Raw genomic sequence first — 20,396 nt, forward strand, 5'->3', positions numbered from 1 at the left:
GCCTATTGCATCGGCAAGGCGCTCACATCGACGTCGGGTGCCTGCCCCGTCGCGGGCCGCGTGAAATTCTGGCCGGTTTTCACGTAAGCGGCAAAGAAGCCACCGTTATGCAGGTAGAACCTGCCGTTTTCCAGGCCGCCCGCATAATCCATGCGCTGCGCATTGCTGGCCGTGGCGTCGCCCGTGTAGCGCCCTGCCGTCACTTCCGACCAGGTGCCGGAAACGTTCCTTGCCCACTGGTTGCCAAACTGGACGCGGCGCTCCGTGTAGCCCAGGGTATCGATGAAGTTCTCGAGAAAGGAATGCACGCCCGTCAAATACGTGCTGATGGCCGGGCGCTTCCAGGTAGCGATGTAGCGCCACTTGCCCGTCTCGGGCGCGAAGAACCAGGCCGAGTAATCGCTGCCGCCCTTGCCGTCGGGCCGCGCGCGCGTGATGAAACGGTAGGTGGTGCCGGCCGCCCAGTTATATGAAAGGTAAGTCTGCCCGCCCGTGCCCTCGCCGCCAAACGCATTGTCGACCACGCCGGCACCCTTGCTGACCAGGGTGGTCTTCGCGCCATTCTCGGCGTCCCACACGGAAAACAGGATCCAGCGTTCGCTGGGCGACTTCACCTGGATGCCCATGTAGCCCTGGCCGAAGCCGTTGGCCATGAAGTAGGAGCCGATGGCATCCTGCCCCTTGGGTATCGTCATCTCGTTATAGAAATACTCGGTATTGGCCGGCACCGCGTAGCCCATGTGCACGGACGGCCCGCGCCGCGACCAGTAATAATTGGCGGGGTCGTTGGCATAGTTCAGCGTGGCGCCGGCCGTCACCTTCAGCGCGGAGACGTCGCCAAACGTGCCCTTCACGCGCGACAGCCCCTGCAAGTCCACCTTCACATAGCCGGCCGCCGGCACATTGACCGTGCCCACGGCGTAGGTCTTGCTGGCCTTGCCGGCCAGCTTGACGTCGAACGGCGTGCCGTTGATCTTCACGCGGATGGTGCTGTTGCCGCCATCGGCCAGGCTGGCATCGAGCGCCACCTGGACGGGACCCGCCCCGTCGACGCGGAAATACGTGCTGGCGATGGCAGCCGGATTGCTCCAGCCGGCCAGGCCATGTTCGCCGATGACGGCGCCCTCCTGCCTGCTGGTGATGAAGGCATTGCCGGCCAGTTCCACGCTGGCGGACGTGACCGGTGCGGCCACGCTGGCGGTCAGCAAGGCGGTGCCGCCCGTGCTGGTGCTGGTGCTGGTGGCGGTGGCGGTGGCGCCGCCGCAGGCTGCCAGCAGCAAGGGCATGGCGGGAAGGACTGCATAGCGTAATGAACTTCTGTGTTTCATCAACGTCTCCCGGGATAGAAAAAACCCGCTACGGCGGCAGGCGCGGTAGCGGGCGTATGGTGCTTAGTACTTGCCGTCGAGGGCGAAGATCGGCTTGCGCGATTTCCATTGGCCGCCCGTGAAGTCGGGGAAGTCCAGGGTCTGGAAGTTGGCGGCGATCGACTGCTCGGACAGCGGCGTGATGGCGCTCCACGTCACGGCATCGTAGATATCGATCGGCATCGGCGCGTTGGCCTTGAGGGCTTCGACAAAGGCGTGGATGACGAAGAAGTCCATGCCGCCGTGGCCCGCGCCCTCGGCCTGCGCCGCATATTTGCGCCATACGGGGTGCTCATACTTGTCCTGGTAGGCCTTGAAGTCGTCCCACTGGTGCGGCTTGCTGACGCCTTCGATGTGGATCGAGTTGTTCAGGTCCATCCACAGGCCGTCCGTGCCTTGCACGCGGAAGCCCAGCGAATACGGGCGCGGCAGGCTGGTGTCGTGCTGCAGGATGATGGTTTCGCCGTTGTCGCACGCCAGGGTGGTAGTGACCACGTCGCCCAGCTTGAACTTCACCTTGGCGTTCGCATGCTGCGCGCCGCCCGGCTGCTTGACGATGTAGTCGTGCAAGCCGCGCGCCTTGGTGGCAAAGGCGTTGATGCGCGTAAAACGGTTTCCGCGGTTGATGTTGGTGTACATGGCGCACGGGCCGATGCCGTGGCTCGGATACAGTTCGCCATTGCGCTCGACCGAGTGCTGCGTGCGCCAATGGGCTTCCGACCAGCCCTTTTCGCCGAATTCCACGCCGCCGCCATACGGCTTGGCCGGATTGCCGCTGTTGAATTTGACGGCGCGCAGGTCATGCTGGTAACCGCCCTGCAAGTGCAGCAGTTCGCCGAACAGGCCCGCGCGCACCATCTGCAGCGCGGCCATCACGTCGCGGCGGTAGCACACATTTTCCAGCAACATGTACGGCGTGCCCGTTTTCAGCTGGGTATTCAGGACATCCCAGTGGTCTTGCAGGGTGATGCCGGCCACCACTTCGCAACCGACGGGTATCTTCGCCTGCATGGCGGCGATTGCCATGGGCGCGTGGAATTCCCACGGCGTGGCGATGATCACACCATCGAGGCCGCCAGCGTCCAGCATGCGCTTGTAGGCTTTCTCGTCGCGGTCTTCGCCATACGTGCGCGGACGCGGCTTGCCGGCTTTTGCCACCTGGCCAAGCGCGTGTTTCAGCATGATAGGCTCGATATCGCACAGGGCGACCACTTCCACGTCGTCGCGGCGCACCAGTTCAGCCAGCAGCACCTGGCCACGCATGCCCGTGCCGATCAAGCCCAGACGGACCTTGTCGCGGCCGGCGGCAGGTGCGGCGTTAGCGTCGCCAGGCAGCAAGGCGCTGCCGGCCATGGCGCCACCGGCCAGCGCGGCGCTGGCGGACAGGAAATTGCGTCGATTGAATTGTGTCGTCATTGTCTCTTCTCGCTCCATTGGTAATAATCGTCACCGGCCCGCCATACAGCGGGCCGGCTGCAGTTTAATAGGTGTATTCCGCCGTGAAGCGCACCGAACGCGGCGCCGTGCGTCCATCGACCTGCAGGTAATTGCGGGAGATAGCGCCATGGTCTTCGCGCGTTTCGGTGTAGCGGGTCACGGTCTGGCTGTTGAACACATTGAAGACGTCCACTTTCAGGCTCAGGCCTTTGACGGCGCTGGGAGTATAGGCCACATTCATGTCTAACTGGGCTTGCCACGGCAGGCGGCCCTGGCTGCCGCGCGGCGCCGGCTTGCCATTGCAATAGAAGTAGGAATCGCCGTAGTCGTTCTCGAACTTCAGGTTATCGGGCAGCGCGCCGATGCAGTTGCGCGGTGCACCCGAGGTCAGCGACAGGTTGGCGCCGACCATCACGTCCGGGATAACCTGCATGAAACCATAGGCCTTGAAGGCGTGGCGGTGGTCGCCAGGCAGGTAGCCATAGGCGTTGTACATCAGTTCCTTGTGGTCGTCGCTGACCGTCAGGCCCACGTCGCCGCCGCCGATGCTGTCCGTCTGGCCTTCCATATTGCCCTTCAGGCCGGACAAGGTGTAGGTCAGCTTGCCGTACCAGCCGTTCGTGTACGGGTGCTCGACGAACATGTTCAAGGCGCGGTAGGTGCGCGATGGCAGCGGGTTGCCCCACTCTGCCGCCGAAATATCCACACGGCGCAAGCCCTTGCCATCGTCAAAGTCCACCATCAGGCTGTTGTCGCGGCCCGGGTTGATGATGGCGCACTGGAAGCCGCTCCAGTTGCCCGTGTCGACGCCGTTGCGCGTGGCCCAGGCTTGCAGCGGACGCGCGTCGCAGGTGTCGTCGTTGGTGTCGTTCAGCTTGCGGTACAGGACGCTGGCGCCCACCACCAGCTTCTTGCTCAGGGCACGTTCGAAGCCCAGCGAGAATTCATCCTGCGACAGCGGCTTCAGGCCAACGGCCGTCACTTCGCGGGCATCGCGGCTCTGGCCGTACGCGTTGTTGGCCGAATACGGCTTGCTGATGGCGTGCAGGCCTGTCGGCGCGCCCGTGACGGGATCGACACCCGTGTAGGTGAACATCTCGCTGGTGGCCAGGAAGGGGCTGGCCATGTTGCTCGACAGGTTAGACGGCACCGGCAAGTGGTAGCGGCCGCCGTTGGCGAAAAATTTCAGCGTGCCGTCACCCAGGTAGTCCCAGGTGGCGCCCACGCGCGGGGCGATCATGTTGCGCTGCGAAATGAAGGCCACGCCATCGGTACTGTAGTTGGTGAACTGTTCGCGGCGCAGGCCCAGGTCCAGCAGCACCCGTTCCGTGACCTGGTAGTGATCCTGGATGTACTGCGCCGACTGCACGCTGGTCGGACGCGCCAGGTTGGCATTCAGGTCCTTGCTGACATAGTAGCCATCCTTGCCGTAGCCGCCGCCCTGGGCCGGCGTCTCAAAGGCGCCGTTGATCGGCAGATTCGCATCTTTGGCTTTCAAATAGCTCCAGCGGTAGCCGCCCGCCAGGCTCAGGCCCACTTGCGATTCCACGTCGATGCGGTCGATGCCGCCGCGCAGCGAGTGCTTGCCCAGCTTGTATTCCAGGTCCAGGCGCTTGGCTTTCTGGCGGTCTTCCGAGGAAGGATCGACCAGGGTGCCCGTCACCGCTTGCGGATTGGCATAGGAGAGGCCCGGCACCTGGGTCGACGTGTTCGACGAGGTCTGCGCCAGCAGCGGGTTGTAGCCATTCGGCGTGCGGGTGTGCGCAGTGCGCGACTGGCCCATCATGGCCGTCACCGTCAAGTTGTCCGTCAGGTAGCCCGTATACTTGAAGATGTCGACATTCGCGCCTGGCGCAGCCGACGAGCCGCAGCAGTTGATGGTGGTCTCGCTCCCGCCGCCAGGCACGTTGTTGCGTTTCAGCGTGGCATAGTCGAAGCCATAGCTCTGGCTGTCCGTTGTCGTGCGGTCATACAGCTTGGTATATTCAAAGTGATGATCGTCCGTCAGATTGTAGTCCAGCTTGGCCATCATGCGGTCAACCTTGCTCTTGCTCTCGCGCCAGCCGTTCGGCAGCACCTTGTCCACCAGGTCGTCGCGCGCACCGGCGACGGAGCCGCCGTCCGTGCGCGTCTGTTCCAGCGCCACGAAGGCGAACAGTTTGTTCTTGATGAGCGGCCCGCTGCCGTACAAGCCGACGACCTTGCTGGTGCTGCCGTTATCGCGGTTCCAGTACTTCAAGGTGCCATCCGTCTTCGGATTGGCGCCCGTGTTCGGGTAATACCGGTTTTCCGTTGTGCCCTTCAGCGAACGGGGAATAATGGAAACCTTGCCGCCGAATTCGACCTTGTTGCCGCCGCTCTTGGTGGTGATGTTGATCACGCCGCCCGTGGAACGGCCAAATTCCGAGCCGTAGCCGCCCGACAGCACCTGCAGGTTGGAAATCGCGCCAAACGGCAGCTCCGACGCGCCCACCTGCGTCAGGATATTGGTGATGGGGAAACCGTTGACGTAAAACGCGTTTTCCGACTGGCCCGAACCGCCGATCGATGGCGCATTGCCATACACGCTGTTGGTGCCGCGCGCCACGCCTGGCGTCAGCTGCACGATGGAGGCCACGTCATTGCCGACTGGCAGCGCTTTCAATTCCTTGGCGGTGAAGATCACGCCATTGTTCGTGTTCGACACGTCGATCGGGTTGCGCGACGCTTTCACCACGACGGTCTGCTCCTGGCCCACGGTACCGGCCGCGCCGGCCGGGCCGAAGTTCGCTTCCGCACCGGCGCCGATCAGGGCTTCGACTTCCTGCGATGCTTCGACCGAACCGGCACGCAGCACGCGCACCGCATAGCGGCCTGGCGGCATGGAGTTGGCCACATAGCGGCCCGACGTATCCGGCGTCAAAGTGCGCTGCACGCCCGTCGCCAGGTTTTCCAGCACCACGGTGGCGCCAGCCGGCGCACTCACTTCGCCGAAAATGGTACTGGTGGCGTTCGACTGTGCCCAGGCCTGGCCTGGCACGCCGGCCGCCAATGCGATCACGATCGCGGCGGCACGGCTGATGTCGCGCAATTTGAGTCGGGTGCTATGCATGATTGTCTCTCCGTCTATATCGAGGGTTATACGCGCCCTCCCCGCTCCAGGGCGGAGTCGGGGGAACGCAATTTTTATGGTGGTCGTCGGCCGGTGCAACCAGGCAGTTGCACCTTTCGGGAAATCAGTCCGTATCGGCCGATTTTCGTTTTCTTGGGATTACTTTAAAAAGAAAAATAAGTATCGTCAACAAAAAGAAAGCTATAACGCAAATTTATCGTTCAATTTGGCAAATAATGGCGATTTATCTTTCGGTTTAGTGAGTTGCGTGGCAAATAACTTTCGTTATCGTGGTGTGGCAGATACACACGCACGCGAGGGGATGGTCAGCAGGGCACAATCCACGCGGTAATCCGGGGAGAAAAACGCGAAAGAAGACAGGGGTATCGCCTTTCGCTTACGTTTATCTTTCGTATTGTGCATTTCGGAACATTATCTTTTTCTTTCCATGACAAGACCCCGGCCCACCACCATGCCGGCTGGCGGGCCGGGGCAAGGTCATGCCTTAAAAGAACTTGTAGCTGGCCGAGAGAGCAAACTGGCGGCCGAACAGGTCCTGGCTATGGTTGTAGCCTTCCCAGCCGTTCGGGTCGTAGTAAGGCTGCTTGTTGAACGCGTTTTTCACGTTCAGGCCCACGTCCAGGTTCTTCACCGGCTTCCAGCTGAAGGCCAGGTTGACCGTGGTGTACGACGGCGCGCCCTTGCACTGGCCGGCCGGCAGCGCCACGGAGGCGGCGGTGCAGTTTTCCGGCGTGTTGTCCTTGTCCCAGGGACCGTAGGCCCAGCGCGTCTTGCCCGAGTAGTTGACGAAGACGCTGCTGACGAAGTTGCGGTAGCTCCAGTCGGCGTTCACAGTGGCGCGGTAGCGCGGCGAATCATAGTAGCCGACGGTATTGCCCTTGATGTCGCTGCCGTCTTCGCTGTCATGGGTGTCGCGCTTGCGGATGGTGGCCGCGATGCCAGTACTCAGCTTGCCCCAGTCACCGAGCGCAAAGCGCGTGCGCGCATCGATGTCCACGCCGTCCATCAGGGTGCGGCCGCGGTTCGAGTACGAGTTGATCAAGCCGCCCAGGTTGCCCACCGAGTAGCCCGGCACGCCGCCCGAGCACACGCCCGCGTTGGCGGGGTTGGCGCACATGGCAGCCACCGCCGCCACATTGCCCCGGTCCGCATCGGTCAAGCTATTGCGGATGGCGCTCGGCGTGCCGGCCAGGGTCGGGCCATACTTGTCCACCAGTTCCGTAAACAGCTCGTTGAAGTCCTGGCGCACGATTTCGTCGCGACGGTTGATGAACCAGTAATCGATGGAGATGCTCAAATCCTTGGCCGGTTGCAGGACCAGGCCCACGGTGGAAATCTTGGCTTTTTCCGGGCGCAGGTTCTGGTTCGGCGGCGTCAGGCCGCCCACCGTCGTCGAGCAATTCGAATTGAGCAAACTTTTGCCCAGGTCCGCATCCGTCGCCACCCTGGACTTCATCAGGGCGCGCGCCATGGCATTCGTTTCGTCGCAGCGCACCGTATCGCGGATACCGCCCACCTGCGCAAAGACGCCGCCCGTGCCCGATTCAGCCAGGTTGGGCGCGCGGAAGCCTTCGGAATACGTCCCGCGCAGCATCAGGTCGGGTCGCGCGCGCCAGATCACGCCCAGCTTGGGCGCCAGGTTGGCGGCAAAATGCGGGTATTTGTCCAGGCGCGCGGCCGCATTGACTTCCAGCGTGTCGCTGAGCGGCACCACCACTTCGCCAAACACGGCGGCGATGGTGCGCCGGCCATCGAACCAGGAACCGCCCTGCTGCGTGATCAAGCCATTGGCCGCATCCGCGTTGCCGGGCGTGAGGAAGCTCTCGCGCATGATGTTGGTGCCCACGGCGGCGCGCACTTCGCGCTCACCGAGCTTGAACAAGGTGCCTTCCAGCTTCGCATCCCACGTCATCAGCTTGGTCCAGGATTCGATGGCGAAGGTCGGGTAGGCGGCGCGCAGGAGCGCCGCGTTGGCGTCGCTGATTTCGCCGAACTTGTAGGCGGGATTGTCCGAGATGTACGTGCGGCCGCTGACGGGGTCTTTCGTGAACGGGCCGAACGCCTGCTTGAAGCCATTGATATTCAGATTGGCCGTCTGGAACAGCGTGGAATGGCTGCCCGCCACGCTGAGCGCCGTTTCAAAATCCCAGCCGCCGCCGATGCTGCCGCGCAGGCCGACGAGCGCGCGGTAGTTTTCATCCACATTCTTCTGGCCGAAGTGGCCCGTCGCATCCTGCAACAGGTAGTTCAAGCCAGCCGCGCCGCCCATCCTGGCCACCATGTCGGCATCGAGCTTGCCCTTCAGGTAGACGTTGTTCGGACTCAGAAAAGGTGTGGCGAAGGTGTTCAGGGTATTGCCTGTGTTGCGCGCGAACCAGTTGTTCGTGCTGCCGCTATTGAAGCTGGACGGACCGTTTTCACCGCGCATCTTGATGTGGGTGAAGGCGCCGTCCGTGAACGCTTCCAGGTCGCCGCCCAGTTTCAGCCGGCCGCTCAGGTAGGCTGTGGCGCGCTCCGAGGTAGGACCCGTGTCGAGCTGGTTGGGCAACGCATTCCACACGCAGCGCGTGCCCGACGCTTCGGTGATGCTGGTGTTGCAGCCAGGCGCGGCGCGCTGGGTGCGGGCATTGTTGTTGGCCTTGTCGAAGACAAAGAAGGTCCCGGGATTCATCACGCCCGGTTCGCTGCCGACGCCCAAGCGCATGTTCGGAAGGAAATTGGGATTGTTCACATAAAAATACGAGGGACGCTTGCGCCAGGTATCGGCCAGCGCGATGCGGTCGCGCTGGTAGACGTTCACGGAACCGTAGATGTTGTAGCCGTCACTGGCCAGGTCGCCCAGGCCATACAGCACGCTGGCCTGGCGCTCGCCATAGGCTTTCACGCTGGGCGAAAACTCGCCATTGGCGCGCGCTTCCAGGCCTTGATACGACTTCTTGGTGATCACGTTGATGACGCCGGCCACGGCATCGGAGCCGTACACGGCCGACGCGCCGTCCGTCAAAATTTCCATGCGCTCAATCGCGGCGGCAGGAATGGCATCAATGTTGACGAACATGGTCTGGAAGCCGGCCGGCGCGCCGTAGAAAGACAGGCGGCGGCCATTGAGCAGCACCAGCGTACCCTGCGCGCCGAGGCCGCGCAGGTTCGCTTGCGAACCGCCATCGGACCCTGTGAACATGGAGCGGAAGTCCTGCTGCGCCGGACGGGCGGCGGGCAGGTTGTCCAGCACTTGCAGCAAGGTGAGCGCGCCCATGTTTTCGATCTGCTTGGCGTTGATCACCTGTACGGGCGAGGCCGTTTCCGCGTTGATGCGCTTCAGGCTGGAGCCAGTCACTTCGACGCGCGCCAGCTTTTCCTCCTCCGCTGCCAGCGCCGTTGATGCCAGCGCAGTTGAGCCCAACCCTACCGCCACCATGGCGGCCATCAGTTTTTTCAAGTGCATTCCCATCTCCCTTTTTATAAGTGATTTGTTTTCGTCAGGCTGCAAGAGCCCCTCCCCGGTCCGAAGAGGGGCTCGTTTTTAGTGAAATGATGAAGTGTGTCTAGCGCGGCTTGACTGTCGCGCCTTCCGTACCGGTCAACACGGCGTTGGCCCAGTTACCGCAAACCTGGGCCGGGTGGGCGCCGCGCGCGCCCAGGGTGCGCAAACTGAGCTGGCTCAGGCCGCGCACGTCGATTTCGGGTTTGACCACCCCGGGAGCCGTGACCAGGCCGCTGTCATACAGCAGCCGCTCACCGCTCCAGACCTGGAATTGCAAGCCGCCCGCACTGCGGCAGCTGTCGTCCACGCCCAGGTCGGCGCGCAGCAGATTCCAGTTGCCCGCCAGCTGCAAGTCGATGCGGCTGGCCGGTCCCACGCCGAGGCCCTTGCGGAACCACAGCCCGTTCATGCGCATCTCGGCCGCCTTGCCGGCTGGCCGGTCTCTCGCGATATTCTTCGGCAGCGCCAGGTCCGACAGATAGCGCTGCACCTCCTCGCCTTCAGCCACGCGGTGCTCAAGCACGCGGAATTCGGACAGGGTGACGGGCGCCACGTCGGTCGCCAGCGCCGCGTCAAACGCGCGCGCCACCGGCCCCGCCTGCGCCGCCGTGACCATCGGGTCGGTGGACGCCGCGCCATCGCCTTCCGGATTTTGCGTGCTCATGACGCGGAAGCGCAGCAAGCGCCCGGCCGTGGCGGGGAAGTTGATCGTCTGCTTGCCTTCCAGCAGCTTGAGGGTGCCGCGCTGCAGGGGCGCGCCCCATTCGCCGTTGTTGTCGCCGATGTAGATTTCATAGTCGCGCACCTGGCCATGTTTCCAGTGCTGGTCGTTGCGCGGCGCCAGTTCGATGCCGTCCACCAGGCGCCGCTCCGTAAAGCCGATCACCCATTCGTGCGGACCGCTTTTCACGGACGGGCTGCGCACGGTGCGGAACCACGTCTCGGGCTTGCCGTCGAAGGCGTTTTCCAGCGGATAGCCGCTTTCTTCAAAGGGACGCGCCACCACCTGCATGGCGTCGGCCGGCAAGGCGCGGCCCGGCACGGGGGCGGCCGGAAAGTCGGCATCGATTCTCGCCACGGTCAGCGCGCCGGCGACCCGCAGAATCAAAGGCTGGCGGACATCCTGCGCCGCCACTTTCACGTGCAGGGTGCCTTGGCGGTCTGCCGCGTCGAAATACCAGCCTTCGACCGCCTTGTCGTAGGCGGCACGCTCGCCGGATGCCGCGATCAGCCGTTCGCCAGCGCGCACGGCGGCCGGTGCCTGACCGGCCAGCATGCGCAGCGCATAGCCACGGCGCGCTTCCTGGCCCTGGTACTTGCCATCGACGGCGCCGATATCGACCTGCACGTCGCCGCCCGTCTGGCGCATGCGGATGACTTGCTGGCTGAAGGCGCCGCCCTGGTACTGGCGCGTGTTGCCATCGTCTTCATACAGGGTGTAATCCGAGTCGCCATGCGGATAGATATCCAGCGTGAGTTGATCCTTCGGCTTCTGGCCGTCGTACAGCATTTCCGGATACATGGGCAGGATGGCGCCGGCGCGCACGAACACGGGCAGCTTGTCCAGGGTCACCTGCATATCCAGGTCGCGCCCTTTCGCGCCCGCCGTGGCCTGGCGACCATCCCAGTAGTCGTACCACGTGCCTTGCGGCAGGTGGATGCCCTTGCGCCAGCCGCCGCTAACAGCCTGGCTGCGGTAGACGGGCGCCACCAGCACGTCGCGGCCCAGCAGGAATTGATATTTATAGGCTTCCGTGTAGGCTGCCGGGTCTTGCGGAAAATCCCACATCAGCCCCCGCACCAGCGGCGCGCCCGATTGCTCCGCTTCGCGCACGAGCGTATACATATACGGCGTAAGGCGCATCTTAAGCTTCAGATAGCGGCGGTTGATGTCGCGGTACGGCGCATCAAACCACCACGGATGCTTGCGCTCGGCCGCGGCCCAGCCGGACATGCCCATCAGGACAGGCGTAAAACTCTTCCACTGCAAATCGCGCAAATAGGTTTCCGGGCTGCCGCCGAAGATGGCGTCCACGTCGCCCGATGCATACGCCTGGCCGGACAGGCCCGAGCCGATCAGGGTCGGGATGTGCCAGCGGATGTAGTCCCAGCTGGCGCTCTGGTCGCCCGTCCACGCCACGGCGTAGCGCTGGATGCCGGCCCAGCCCATCACCGTCCACAGGAAGGGGCGGCTGTCGGAGTTATTCAGGATGCCGTCGTAGGCGGACTTGTTCGCGTCCATGGCGAACTGGTAACCCTTGCCCGTCCACGCCACGTCCAGCTTTTGCACGCGGCTGCCCGCCTGGCCCACTTCCCAGGCGATCTTGTCGACGCCGTTTTCCGTCCACAGGCCCGTGCGGAAGCCATAGCCTGCCAGGCCTTTCACCGTTTCCGGCAAGTTCGTGTAGCCGCAGCCATAGCCATCGTTGGGCAGGATCCAGCCACCCGGCATGTCATGTTCGCGGTACTGGCGCGCCACCGTTTCCACCACGTCCGGCGTCTTGCCGGTCGGGCCATCGCTCCAGCCCTTCGGCACGGAGCCGGGCTTTTTCACATTGTCGCCATCGTTGTAGCAATCGGCGTCGCCGTATTCCAGCGCCCAGCGGGGCAGCATGCGGGCGCGGCCCGTCAAGTCCGTGTAGCGGGCGACGACGTCGCGCAGATCCTTGCCGACAAAGAAATACGCATCGAAGCGGCCTTCCGCGTGCTGCAGCGAGATCTGCTCCTTGTCGCGCAAGTCGTAATTACCGTCGGACCAGGTATTGCGCAGCACGCCCCAGCCCCGTGAGCTCATCAGGAACGGCGCGGGGTTCGGCCGGTCGCCCTCTTCCCAGCCGCCCGAATACGACACGGGCACCTGCTTGCCCTTGAATTCGAAGCGGCCATTCTGCTGGCCGCCGCCAAAGTAACGCTCGCCCGGCAGGCTCGATAGCACTTGCACGCCCTGCTTTTCGTCGAGCGACAGCGGCTGCACCTCGCGCCATAGCGGCACCGCGTCGCCCTTGCGCAGCAGGGTAAAGCGCAAAGGTGTACGGTCGATGCGCAGGCTCAGGGCCTCGGTACTGATCAGGATATGCTCGGCCTGCTCGCTGAGCTGATAAGCCACCTGCGCGGCAGGCTGGCCCACGACGATGGGCGCGGCCTTGTCGCCCGGCCCTGTCAAACCGGCCTTGCCGCCCGCCTGGATACGCAGCACGTCCGCCTGCGGCAGGCTGACCCGCAGCTGCATGCCCGTATCGCTGCGCAGGTCCCAGCCCAGTGCCTCGCCCTTCGCCACGTCGGCCGCGTGCACGGTGGAGAGCGACTGCAAATTACCGATAGTCGCGGCATGCAGGCCAGGCGCAGCCAGGGTGGCAAGGGCGGCGAGGACACAGGCAGCAAGGGCGCGACGGGGAAGCGGGAGTGGTTTCATCAGGCGGCTTTCAGAAAATCGAAGTGATGGAAATACTTTAAGAAGAAAAATAAATATCGTCAATCAAAAGAAAGTTTTTACCACCAATTTATTAATAGAATGCCCAAAATTGGCGCACTTTTCTTACGTTTCACCAAAATGTCACAAAACATACTTTCGTTATCGTCGCATTTCAGCGACAAGCGGCAGCAGCACTGGTTTCATGCGGCACCGCAACATGATTCAGGCACGGGATAACCCCAATAAGAACAACATTATTTCGCAAGACAGAAAAGATTTTACTTTCGTTTTACTTTCGTATTTGACTTTTCGAAATTTAGTATTTATGCTTTCTCCAACAAACACTTTACTGACACTCCATGACTACCCTTCTTCAGCGTGACATTCAAACCTGGCGCGACATCGGCGGCCTGCACACGGCCGAGGAAATCGCCCACCAGCCGGCCATCTGGCGCGCGCTGGCCAGCATTTTGCGCAGCGAGCAAGCCAGCCTGGCCGCCTTCCTGGGCGGCGCGCTGTCCGATCCCCGCCAGCGCGTCATCCTGACGGGCGCCGGCAGCTCGGCCTATGTGGGCGAGATCGTCGTCGATACCTTGAATACGGCCTGGCCCGCACAAATCCGCGCCATCGCCACCACCACCCTGCTGACGCACCAAGATCTGTACCTGGAAGCGGAGGCGCCCACCCTGCTCGTCTCGTTTGCCCGCAGTGGTGACAGCCCGGAAAGCCTGGCGGCAGTCGAACTGTTGCGCCAGGTCGTGCCCGGCGCGCGCTTCCTCAACATCACCTGCAACGCGGACGGCAAGCTGGCGCGCCAGGGCGCCAATGACGCCAACACGTATAACCTGCTGATGCCGGAAGGCAGCTGCGATCGCGGCTTCGCCATGACCAGCAGCTTTAGCAGCATGCTGCTGGCGGCCCTGTCGGTGCTGGGCAAGGACACGGACTTGTCTCGCCTGGAGACCCTGGCACAACTGGGCGAGCAAGCCTTGCGCGACTGGTCGGCGCCTGTGGCGGACCTCGGATCAACCCCCGTGCAGCGCGTGGTCTACCTGGGCAGCGGCCCGCTGGAAGCGCTGGCCAAGGAAGCGGCATTGAAAATCCTGGAATTGACGGGTGGCCGCGTGATGGCGATGGCAAATACCGCGCTGGGTTTCCGCCACGGCCCGAAATCGGCCGTCACCACGGAGTCCCTGGTGATCCTGCTGCGCAGCAGCAAGCCGCTGGCGCGCCAGTACGAAGACGACCTATTGAAAGAACTGCAGCGCGACAGCGTGGCGCAGACGTGCCTGACGGTGGGCATCGGCGGCGACCTGTCGGCCGACGCACCGGCCTGGCCCGACGCCTGGCTGGCGCCATTGTGGCTGCTGATGGCGCAGCAATATGCGCTGCACCAGTCCGCGCTGCTGCAACTGCGCCCCGACAATCCATTCGCCGGCGGCATCGTCAACCGTGTCGTGCAGGGCGTCACCATCTATGGCCATGACCAATTCTAATCAGACAACGGGCTACCACGCGGGCTACCACGGCATCGACATCGGCGGCAGCAAGATGGAGCTGGTCGCCTTTGCCGACCGCGACGGCGCGCTGGCCGAGGTGTTCCGCGAACGGGTGGCCACGCCGGCCGACGATTTTGCCGCCTTCGTGCAAGCCATCGTCGACCTGGTGGCGCGCGGCGACGCCGCCCTGGGCACGACGGCGCCTGTCGGCATCGGCTTGCCCGGCGTGATCGATAGCGCCAGCGGCCGGCAACTGAGTTCCAATGTGCCGGCCCTGAACGGCCGCCTGGTGGCGCAAACCTTGCAGCAAGCCTTGCAGCGCCCTGTCGCCATCGGCAACGATTGCCAGTGTTTCGCCCTGTCGGAAGCACAAGGCGGCGCGGCCGAGAATGCCGCCAGCATGTTCGGCGCCATCCTTGGCACGGGCGCCGGCGGCGGCTATTGCGTGGGCGGCCAGCTGCTGCGCGGCTTTAACGGCGTGGCCGGCGAGTGGGGCCACTGGAGCCTGCCCGCCACCCTGCTGGCGCAGCATGGCCTGGCCGACTATCCCTGCCCGTGCGGCAAGACTGGCTGCCTGGAACGCTATGTCTCCGGCCCCGCCATGCGCAAAATCCACGCGCACTTTGGCGGCGACGGCGCCGAGCCGCTGGCCATCGTGGCACGCGCCAACATGGGCGATGCCGTGGCCGAACGCACGGTGGCCGTGCACCTCGATGTGCTGGGGCATGCGCTGGCCAGCCTGGTGCTGGCCTACGACCCGCACGTCATCGTGCTCGGCGGCGGCCTGTCCAAGCTGCCGCACCTGTACGACAAGCTGCCGGCCGCCGTGAAGCGTCACCTGTTCCCCGGCGTGCACGTGCCGCCCATTTTGCCGCCCCGCTTTGGCGACGCCGGCGGCGCGCGCGGCGCGGCCCTTTTGATACGACAACATACAAAGGCGTCAACATGATGAAGCAAGTGGAAAACCCGACTTTTACCTTGTCCCCGATCCAGCAAGTGATCAAGGCGCACCGCCGCGGCGAGCGCGTGGGACTGTACGCCGTCTGCTGCAGCCACCCGAGCGTGCTGCGCGCCGCCATGCGCGTGGCCAGCGACTACGACACCGTGCTGCTGGTCGAAGCGACCTCGAACCAGGTCGACCAGTTCGGCGGCTATACGGGCATGACGCCGGCCGTTTTCCGCGACACCATGCTGGCACTGGCGCGGGAACAGGGTTTCCCGACCGAGCGCCTGGTGCTGGGCGGCGACCATCTTGGCCCGAACGCCTGGCAGCACCTCGATGCAGGCACCGCGATGGCCCACGCCGAAACCCTGATCGCCGCATATGCGTCGGCCGGTTTTCATAAAATCCACCTCGATTGCAGCATGCGCTGCTTTGACGACCCCTTACAGCTCGACGATGAAACCGTGGCGGCCCGCTCGGCGCGCCTGTGCATCGTCGCCGAAGCGGCGGCCGCCGCCGCCGGCTTCGAGCCACCCGTCTACGTGATCGGCACGGAAGTGCCGATTCCCGGCGGCGAAGCGGCGCTGGCGCTGGCCGGCGCCGTCACCAGCCCGCAGGCGGCGCGCCGCACGCTCGATGTGCACCGCCGCGCGTTCCTGGAAAATGACTTGCACGGCGCCTGGCGCCGGGTCATCGCCATGGTGGTGCAGCCGGGCGTCGATTTCGACCAGAACAGCATCCAGCACTACGATGCGGATGCCGCCACCGAACTGTCGGCCTTTGTGGCCGAGCAGCCTGGCCTCGTGTTCGAAGCCCATTCCACCGACTACCAGCGCGAATCGGCCCTGCACGCCATGGTGCGCGACCATTTCGCCATCCTGAAAGTGGGCCCGGCCGCCACCTTCGCCTTGCGCGAAGCGCTGTACGCGCTGTGCCAGATCGAGCAAGAAATGCTGCCGGCGCACGCCACCTCGCAGCTGATGCAGGTACTCGACGATGTGATGCTGGCCAAGCCGAAGAACTGGATCAAGCATTACCTGGGCACGCCGGACGAACAGCGATTGATGCGCCGCTATGGCTTGAGCGACCGTTGCCGCTATTACTGGGGCGAGCCGGAGGTGGCTGCCGCCGTCGGCAAGCTGCTGGCCAACCTGGATACCCTGGCGATACCGTTGCCGCTCCTGAGCCAGCATTTGCCGGAACAGTGCCTGGCCGTGGTGCAGGGCAGCCTGCAGGCGCGGGCGCCGGCCTTGATCGAGCACAAGATCGGCAGCTTGCTGGCGCAATATGCGCGCGCCTGCAACCGCAATGCGGCAGTCCCCGTCATTGCCGAAGCGGCAATCTGTTAAGCTCGGTATTTTCATTTTTTACTGAGCCCGCCACCATGCGAAATACCAGCCAACGCCGTGAATCCATCCTCCAAATGCTTGCCCAGCAGGGCTCGGTGCAAGTGACCGATCTGGTGGAAAAGCTCGGCGTGTCCGCGGTCACCATCCGCAGCGACCTGAATGCGCTGGAAGCGCAAGGCATGGCCACGCGCAGCCACGGCGGCGCGACCCTGACGCGCACACCGCCGCTTGAACACACGATACGCCAGAAGGATGCCATCAACCACGAGCAGAAGGAGCGCATTGGCGCCTTCGCCGCGCGGCTGGTGGAACCGGGTGACAACATCATCATCGACTCGGGCACCACCACCATCTCGCTGGCGCGCCATTTGCGCGATGCGACCGGCGTGACGGTGGCCACGAATGGCCTCAACATCGCATGGGAACTGGCCGACGCGCCCGGCGTGGACCTGATCCTCACGGGCGGCCTGCTGCGCAAGCAGTCGCTGTCGATCCAGGGCAGCCAGGCCGAAACCTGTCTGCAGGCCTACAGCTTCGACAAGCTGTTCTTGGGCGTGGACGGCTTCGACCTGCAATTTGGCGTCACCACCCACCACGAAGCGGAAGCAAGCCTGAACCACAAGATGGTGGAGCGGGCCAAGAAAATCATCGTCCTCACGGACGCCTCCAAGTTCGGCCGCGTCAGCCTGCACCGCATCGTGCAGCTGGACCGGGTCGATACCGTCATCACCGATGCCAGCATCAGCCAGGAATACCGCGAAGGGCTGCAAAAGCTGGGCATCGAACTTTTTATAGCGGAATAACACATGCTGAGCGGCAGAATCCTTACCCCATCTGGCTGGATCACGGGCACCATCACTTTTGATCAGCGTATCGTCCAGATACAAGAAGACCCTGCCGCCGACAACGCGCTGACCATTTTGCCCGGCTTCATCGACCTGCACGTGCATGGCGCGGCGGGTGTCGATATCATGGAAGGCGGCGACGCGGGTGCCACCGTGGCCCGGGTGCACGCGCGCCACGGCACCACGGCCCTGCTGGGCACCACCCTGACGGCCAAGGAACCCTCGATCCTGCGCGCCCTGCAAGGCCTGGCCGGCGTCATTGCCGAGCGCCCGGCCAACGGCGCGCGCATGCTGGGCGTGCACCTGGAAGGACCATTCCTGAACCTGCACCGCCTGGGCGCGCAGCCGCCCGACGTGGTGCAAGCCAGCCTGGCGCTGGTGCAGCGCTTCCACGCCATTGCCCCCATCAAGGTGCTCACCATGGCGCCGGAAATCCCCGGCCACCTGGAGCTGATCCCGCAACTGGCGGCCATGGGCATCCGCGTGCAGATCGGCCACAGCGCCGGCACGTATGACGAAGGCGTGGCGGCGCTGAAAGCGGGCGTCTCCGGTTTTACCCACCTGTACAACGGCATGACCGGCATGACGCATTACGACCCGGGCATGGTGGGCGCGGCGCTGGCGCACGCCGAGTACGCGGAAATCATCCCCGACCTGCAGCACGTGGCCAAGGGCGCCTTGCGCGCAGCCCTGCGCGCCATCCCGCGCCTGTACGGCGTGACGGACGCCACCTCGGCCACCGGCATGCCGGACGGCGAATACGGCTTGGGCACGCAGCGCGTCTACAAATGCCTGGGCTGCGTGCGCCTGGCCACAGGCTCTCTGGCCGGCAGCGTGCTGACCATGGACCAGGCCCTGCGCAATTTCGTCGACCTGGGCCTGGACCTGGCCGACGCCTCGAACCGCTTGTCGCTGTACCCAGCCGACTACCTGGGCGAATCCGAACGGGGCCGTTTGGCGCCCGGCGCCTGGGCCGATATCGTCGTCCTCGATGCCGACTTGCAGCCAGTGTCCGTCTTCGTCGAAGGCGCGGCCATCGATCTTTCCACCCGCTAGACCACCCACCCCACCTCAACCCCGTCCCGGAGTTTTCATGCACGACACGTCACACAAGGCCCCCGTGTGGGCCATGCGCTACCTGCTATTTATTGCCGGCATGGGGGGATTGCTGTACGGCATAGACATCGGCATCATCGCCGGCGCCCTGCCCTACCTGGAATCGACGGCCTCGGTAGCCTGGAAACTGACGGCGCAGCAGCTGAGCTTTATCGTCGCCGCCGTGCTCTTGGGTTCAGTCCTTTCTTCGCTGTTCGCCGGCGCCCTGGCCGATCTGCTGGGCCGGCGCTGGGTGATGTTCCTGGCCGGCGCCCTGTTCAGCGCCAGCATCCCCCTGATCGCCCTGGCCGACGGCTACATGCCGCTGCTGCTGGGGCGCCTGCTGCAAGGCATCAGCGGCGGCTTGATCGGCGTCGTCGTGCCCCTGTACCTGGCCGAATGCCTGCCCGCGCAACAGCGTGGACGGGGAGCCGCCCTGTTCCAGCTGCTGCTGACCATCGGCCTGGTGGCGGCCGCCCTGATCGGCCTGCAGCAGGCGCAGACGGTGGAAACGACCACGCAGGCGGCGCAAGCCTTGCCGGAAGCGGGCCGCATTGCCGCCATCTTCACGGCCAAGGACCACGCCTGGCGCAGCATCTTCTGGGTCTGTCTGACGCCTGGCCTGGTATTTACCGTCGGCGCCCTGCTGCTGGCCGAGTCGCCGCGCTGGCTGGCGCAACGGGGCCGCATCGAACAGGCGCGCCAGTCGCTGCTGCGCACGCGCCTGCCCGCTGCCGCCGACATCGAGCTGCGCGAGATGCAAGACACGCCAGAGAACGCGGCCAAGGCCACCGGCAAGGCCAGGGATCCGCTGCTGAGCCGCCGCTACGTGCTGCCCTTCCTGCTCGCTTGCCTGATCCTGGCCTGCACGCAGGCGACGGGCATCAATTCCATCCTCGCCTATGTCGTCAATATCCTCAACCAGGCGGGCCTGTCGGGCGCCTCGGCCAACATGGCTGACGTCTTGTTGAAAGTGCTGAACGCCGTGATGACGGTGGTGGCCGTGCTGCTGGTGGACCGCAAGGGCCGAAAATTCCTGCTGATGCTGGGCACGGGCGGCATCGTCATCTCGCTGCTGGCCGCCGGCCTGCTGTTCCGCGGCGCCGAAGCGCACCTGGCCGACGTGCGCCCCGCCATCGCGGCGCAAGTGCAAGCGGACAGCCTGGCCTTGCGCCTCGATGCGGCCACCTTGACGGCCCTTGGCGCGGCGGCCGACGGCACGCCGCAGCAGCTGACCATCGCCTACGCCTACGGTCCGTTCACCAACGTGACAAGCCTGCGCAGCGACGATCCCGTGCTGCACCAAGTGACGATCGCCCGCGAAGACGCCGTGCAGGCCGACAGCGTGATTGGCGTGTTCTTCCGCAAGCTGCACCTGAACCCCTTCGCCGACCCGGTCGCCGGACGCGAGGCGCCGCTGCGCATCGAGAAGGCCAGCCTGGGCCCCGTGCCCTCGTCCACGCATGGCTGGCTGGTGGCGATAGCCATCTGCGTGTTCGTTTCCAGCTTTGCCGTGGGACCGGGCGTGTGCGTGTGGCTGGCCCTGTCCGAGCTGATGCCAACCCGCATCCGCTCGAACGGCATGAGCATCGCCCTGCTGGTGAACCAGTTCGTCTCGACGGTGATCGCCGCCATCTTCCTGCCGACCGTGGGCTTGCATGGTTACTCCACCCTGTTCTTCTTCGGCGCCGGCTGCACCGTGCTGTATTTCCTGGCAGCCGCCTTCCTGCTGCCGGAGACGAAGGGGAAAACCCTGGAAGAAATCGAAGCGCACTTCGCCAAGTAAGCAACTGTAGCGGCCTCCTTTCCAACCCCGGCCCACCATCCGGGGCTGTTTTTTTGCCTGCAAGGCA

General features: G+C 64.3%; 11 protein-coding genes. 6 read left to right on the plus strand and 5 right to left on the minus strand.

Annotated features, from left to right (window positions below; all coding sequences use genetic code 11):
• Nucleotides 1–2 precede the first annotated feature (2 nt).
• The 5 genes from ACQ4WP_RS08095 to ACQ4WP_RS08115 all read right to left on the minus strand — a co-directional run bounded on the left by ACQ4WP_RS08095 (nt 3) and on the right by ACQ4WP_RS08115 (nt 12,812).
• The gene (locus ACQ4WP_RS08095; RefSeq protein ID WP_436519493.1) at nt 3–1,328 is read right to left on the minus strand and encodes a DUF3472 domain-containing protein; all 1,326 of its coding nucleotides are present in this window, start codon (nt 1,326–1,328) and stop codon (nt 3–5) included.
• A 63-nt stretch (nt 1,329–1,391) separates the two neighbouring features.
• On the minus strand, nt 1,392–2,783 hold the full coding sequence (locus ACQ4WP_RS08100) for a Gfo/Idh/MocA family protein (RefSeq protein ID WP_436519494.1): 1,392 nt from the start codon (nt 2,781–2,783) through the stop codon (nt 1,392–1,394).
• A 64-nt stretch (nt 2,784–2,847) separates the two neighbouring features.
• The gene (locus tag ACQ4WP_RS08105; RefSeq protein WP_436519495.1) at nt 2,848–5,895 is read right to left on the minus strand and encodes a TonB-dependent receptor; all 3,048 of its coding nucleotides are present in this window, start codon (nt 5,893–5,895) and stop codon (nt 2,848–2,850) included.
• Nucleotides 5,896–6,400: 505 nt separating this feature from the next.
• Nucleotides 6,401–9,361, minus strand: a complete 2,961-nt coding sequence (locus tag ACQ4WP_RS08110) for a TonB-dependent receptor plug domain-containing protein (RefSeq protein ID WP_436519496.1) — start codon at nt 9,359–9,361, stop codon at nt 6,401–6,403.
• 100 nt (nt 9,362–9,461) lie between these two features.
• Complete coding sequence (locus ACQ4WP_RS08115; RefSeq protein ID WP_436519497.1) at nt 9,462–12,812, minus strand: TIM-barrel domain-containing protein; 3,351 nt, start codon at nt 12,810–12,812, stop codon at nt 9,462–9,464.
• 359 nt (nt 12,813–13,171) lie between these two features.
• Between ACQ4WP_RS08115 and ACQ4WP_RS08120 the strand changes: the two genes are divergently transcribed.
• Genes ACQ4WP_RS08120 through ACQ4WP_RS08145 form a run of 6 tightly spaced genes read left to right on the plus strand, consistent with a single transcriptional unit; the run spans nt 13,172 to nt 20,329 of the window.
• A complete protein-coding gene (locus ACQ4WP_RS08120; protein WP_436519498.1) occupies nt 13,172–14,308 on the plus strand; it encodes an AgaS family sugar isomerase in 1,137 nt (378 codons plus the stop codon).
• Entirely contained in the window at nt 14,295–15,260 is a 966-nt protein-coding gene (locus tag ACQ4WP_RS08125) for an ROK family protein (protein WP_436519499.1), read from the plus strand. Before ACQ4WP_RS08120 ends, ACQ4WP_RS08125 begins: the two co-directional genes overlap by 14 nt.
• Nucleotides 15,260–16,603 carry a D-tagatose-bisphosphate aldolase, class II, non-catalytic subunit gene (locus tag ACQ4WP_RS08130; RefSeq protein WP_436519645.1) on the plus strand — a complete coding sequence of 448 codons (1,344 nt, stop codon included), beginning with the start codon at nt 15,260–15,262 and terminating at the stop codon, nt 16,601–16,603. Before ACQ4WP_RS08125 ends, ACQ4WP_RS08130 begins: the two co-directional genes overlap by 1 nt.
• Nucleotides 16,604–16,638: 35 nt before the next feature.
• Nucleotides 16,639–17,406 (plus strand): DeoR family transcriptional regulator, encoded by a 768-nt coding sequence (locus tag ACQ4WP_RS08135; protein WP_436519500.1) that lies wholly within the window; start codon nt 16,639–16,641, stop codon nt 17,404–17,406.
• A 3-nt stretch (nt 17,407–17,409) separates the two neighbouring features.
• Nucleotides 17,410–18,504 carry an N-acetylglucosamine-6-phosphate deacetylase gene (locus ACQ4WP_RS08140; protein WP_436519501.1) on the plus strand — a complete coding sequence of 365 codons (1,095 nt, stop codon included), beginning with the start codon at nt 17,410–17,412 and terminating at the stop codon, nt 18,502–18,504.
• A gap of 37 nt (nt 18,505–18,541) precedes the next feature.
• Nucleotides 18,542–20,329, plus strand: a complete 1,788-nt coding sequence (locus ACQ4WP_RS08145) for an MFS transporter (RefSeq protein ID WP_436519502.1) — start codon at nt 18,542–18,544, stop codon at nt 20,327–20,329.
• The last annotated feature ends 67 nt before the right edge of the window (nt 20,330–20,396 follow it).

Source organism: Janthinobacterium lyxosi, from assembly GCF_051380665.1.
Lineage (GTDB): Bacteria > Pseudomonadota > Gammaproteobacteria > Burkholderiales > Burkholderiaceae_D > Janthinobacterium.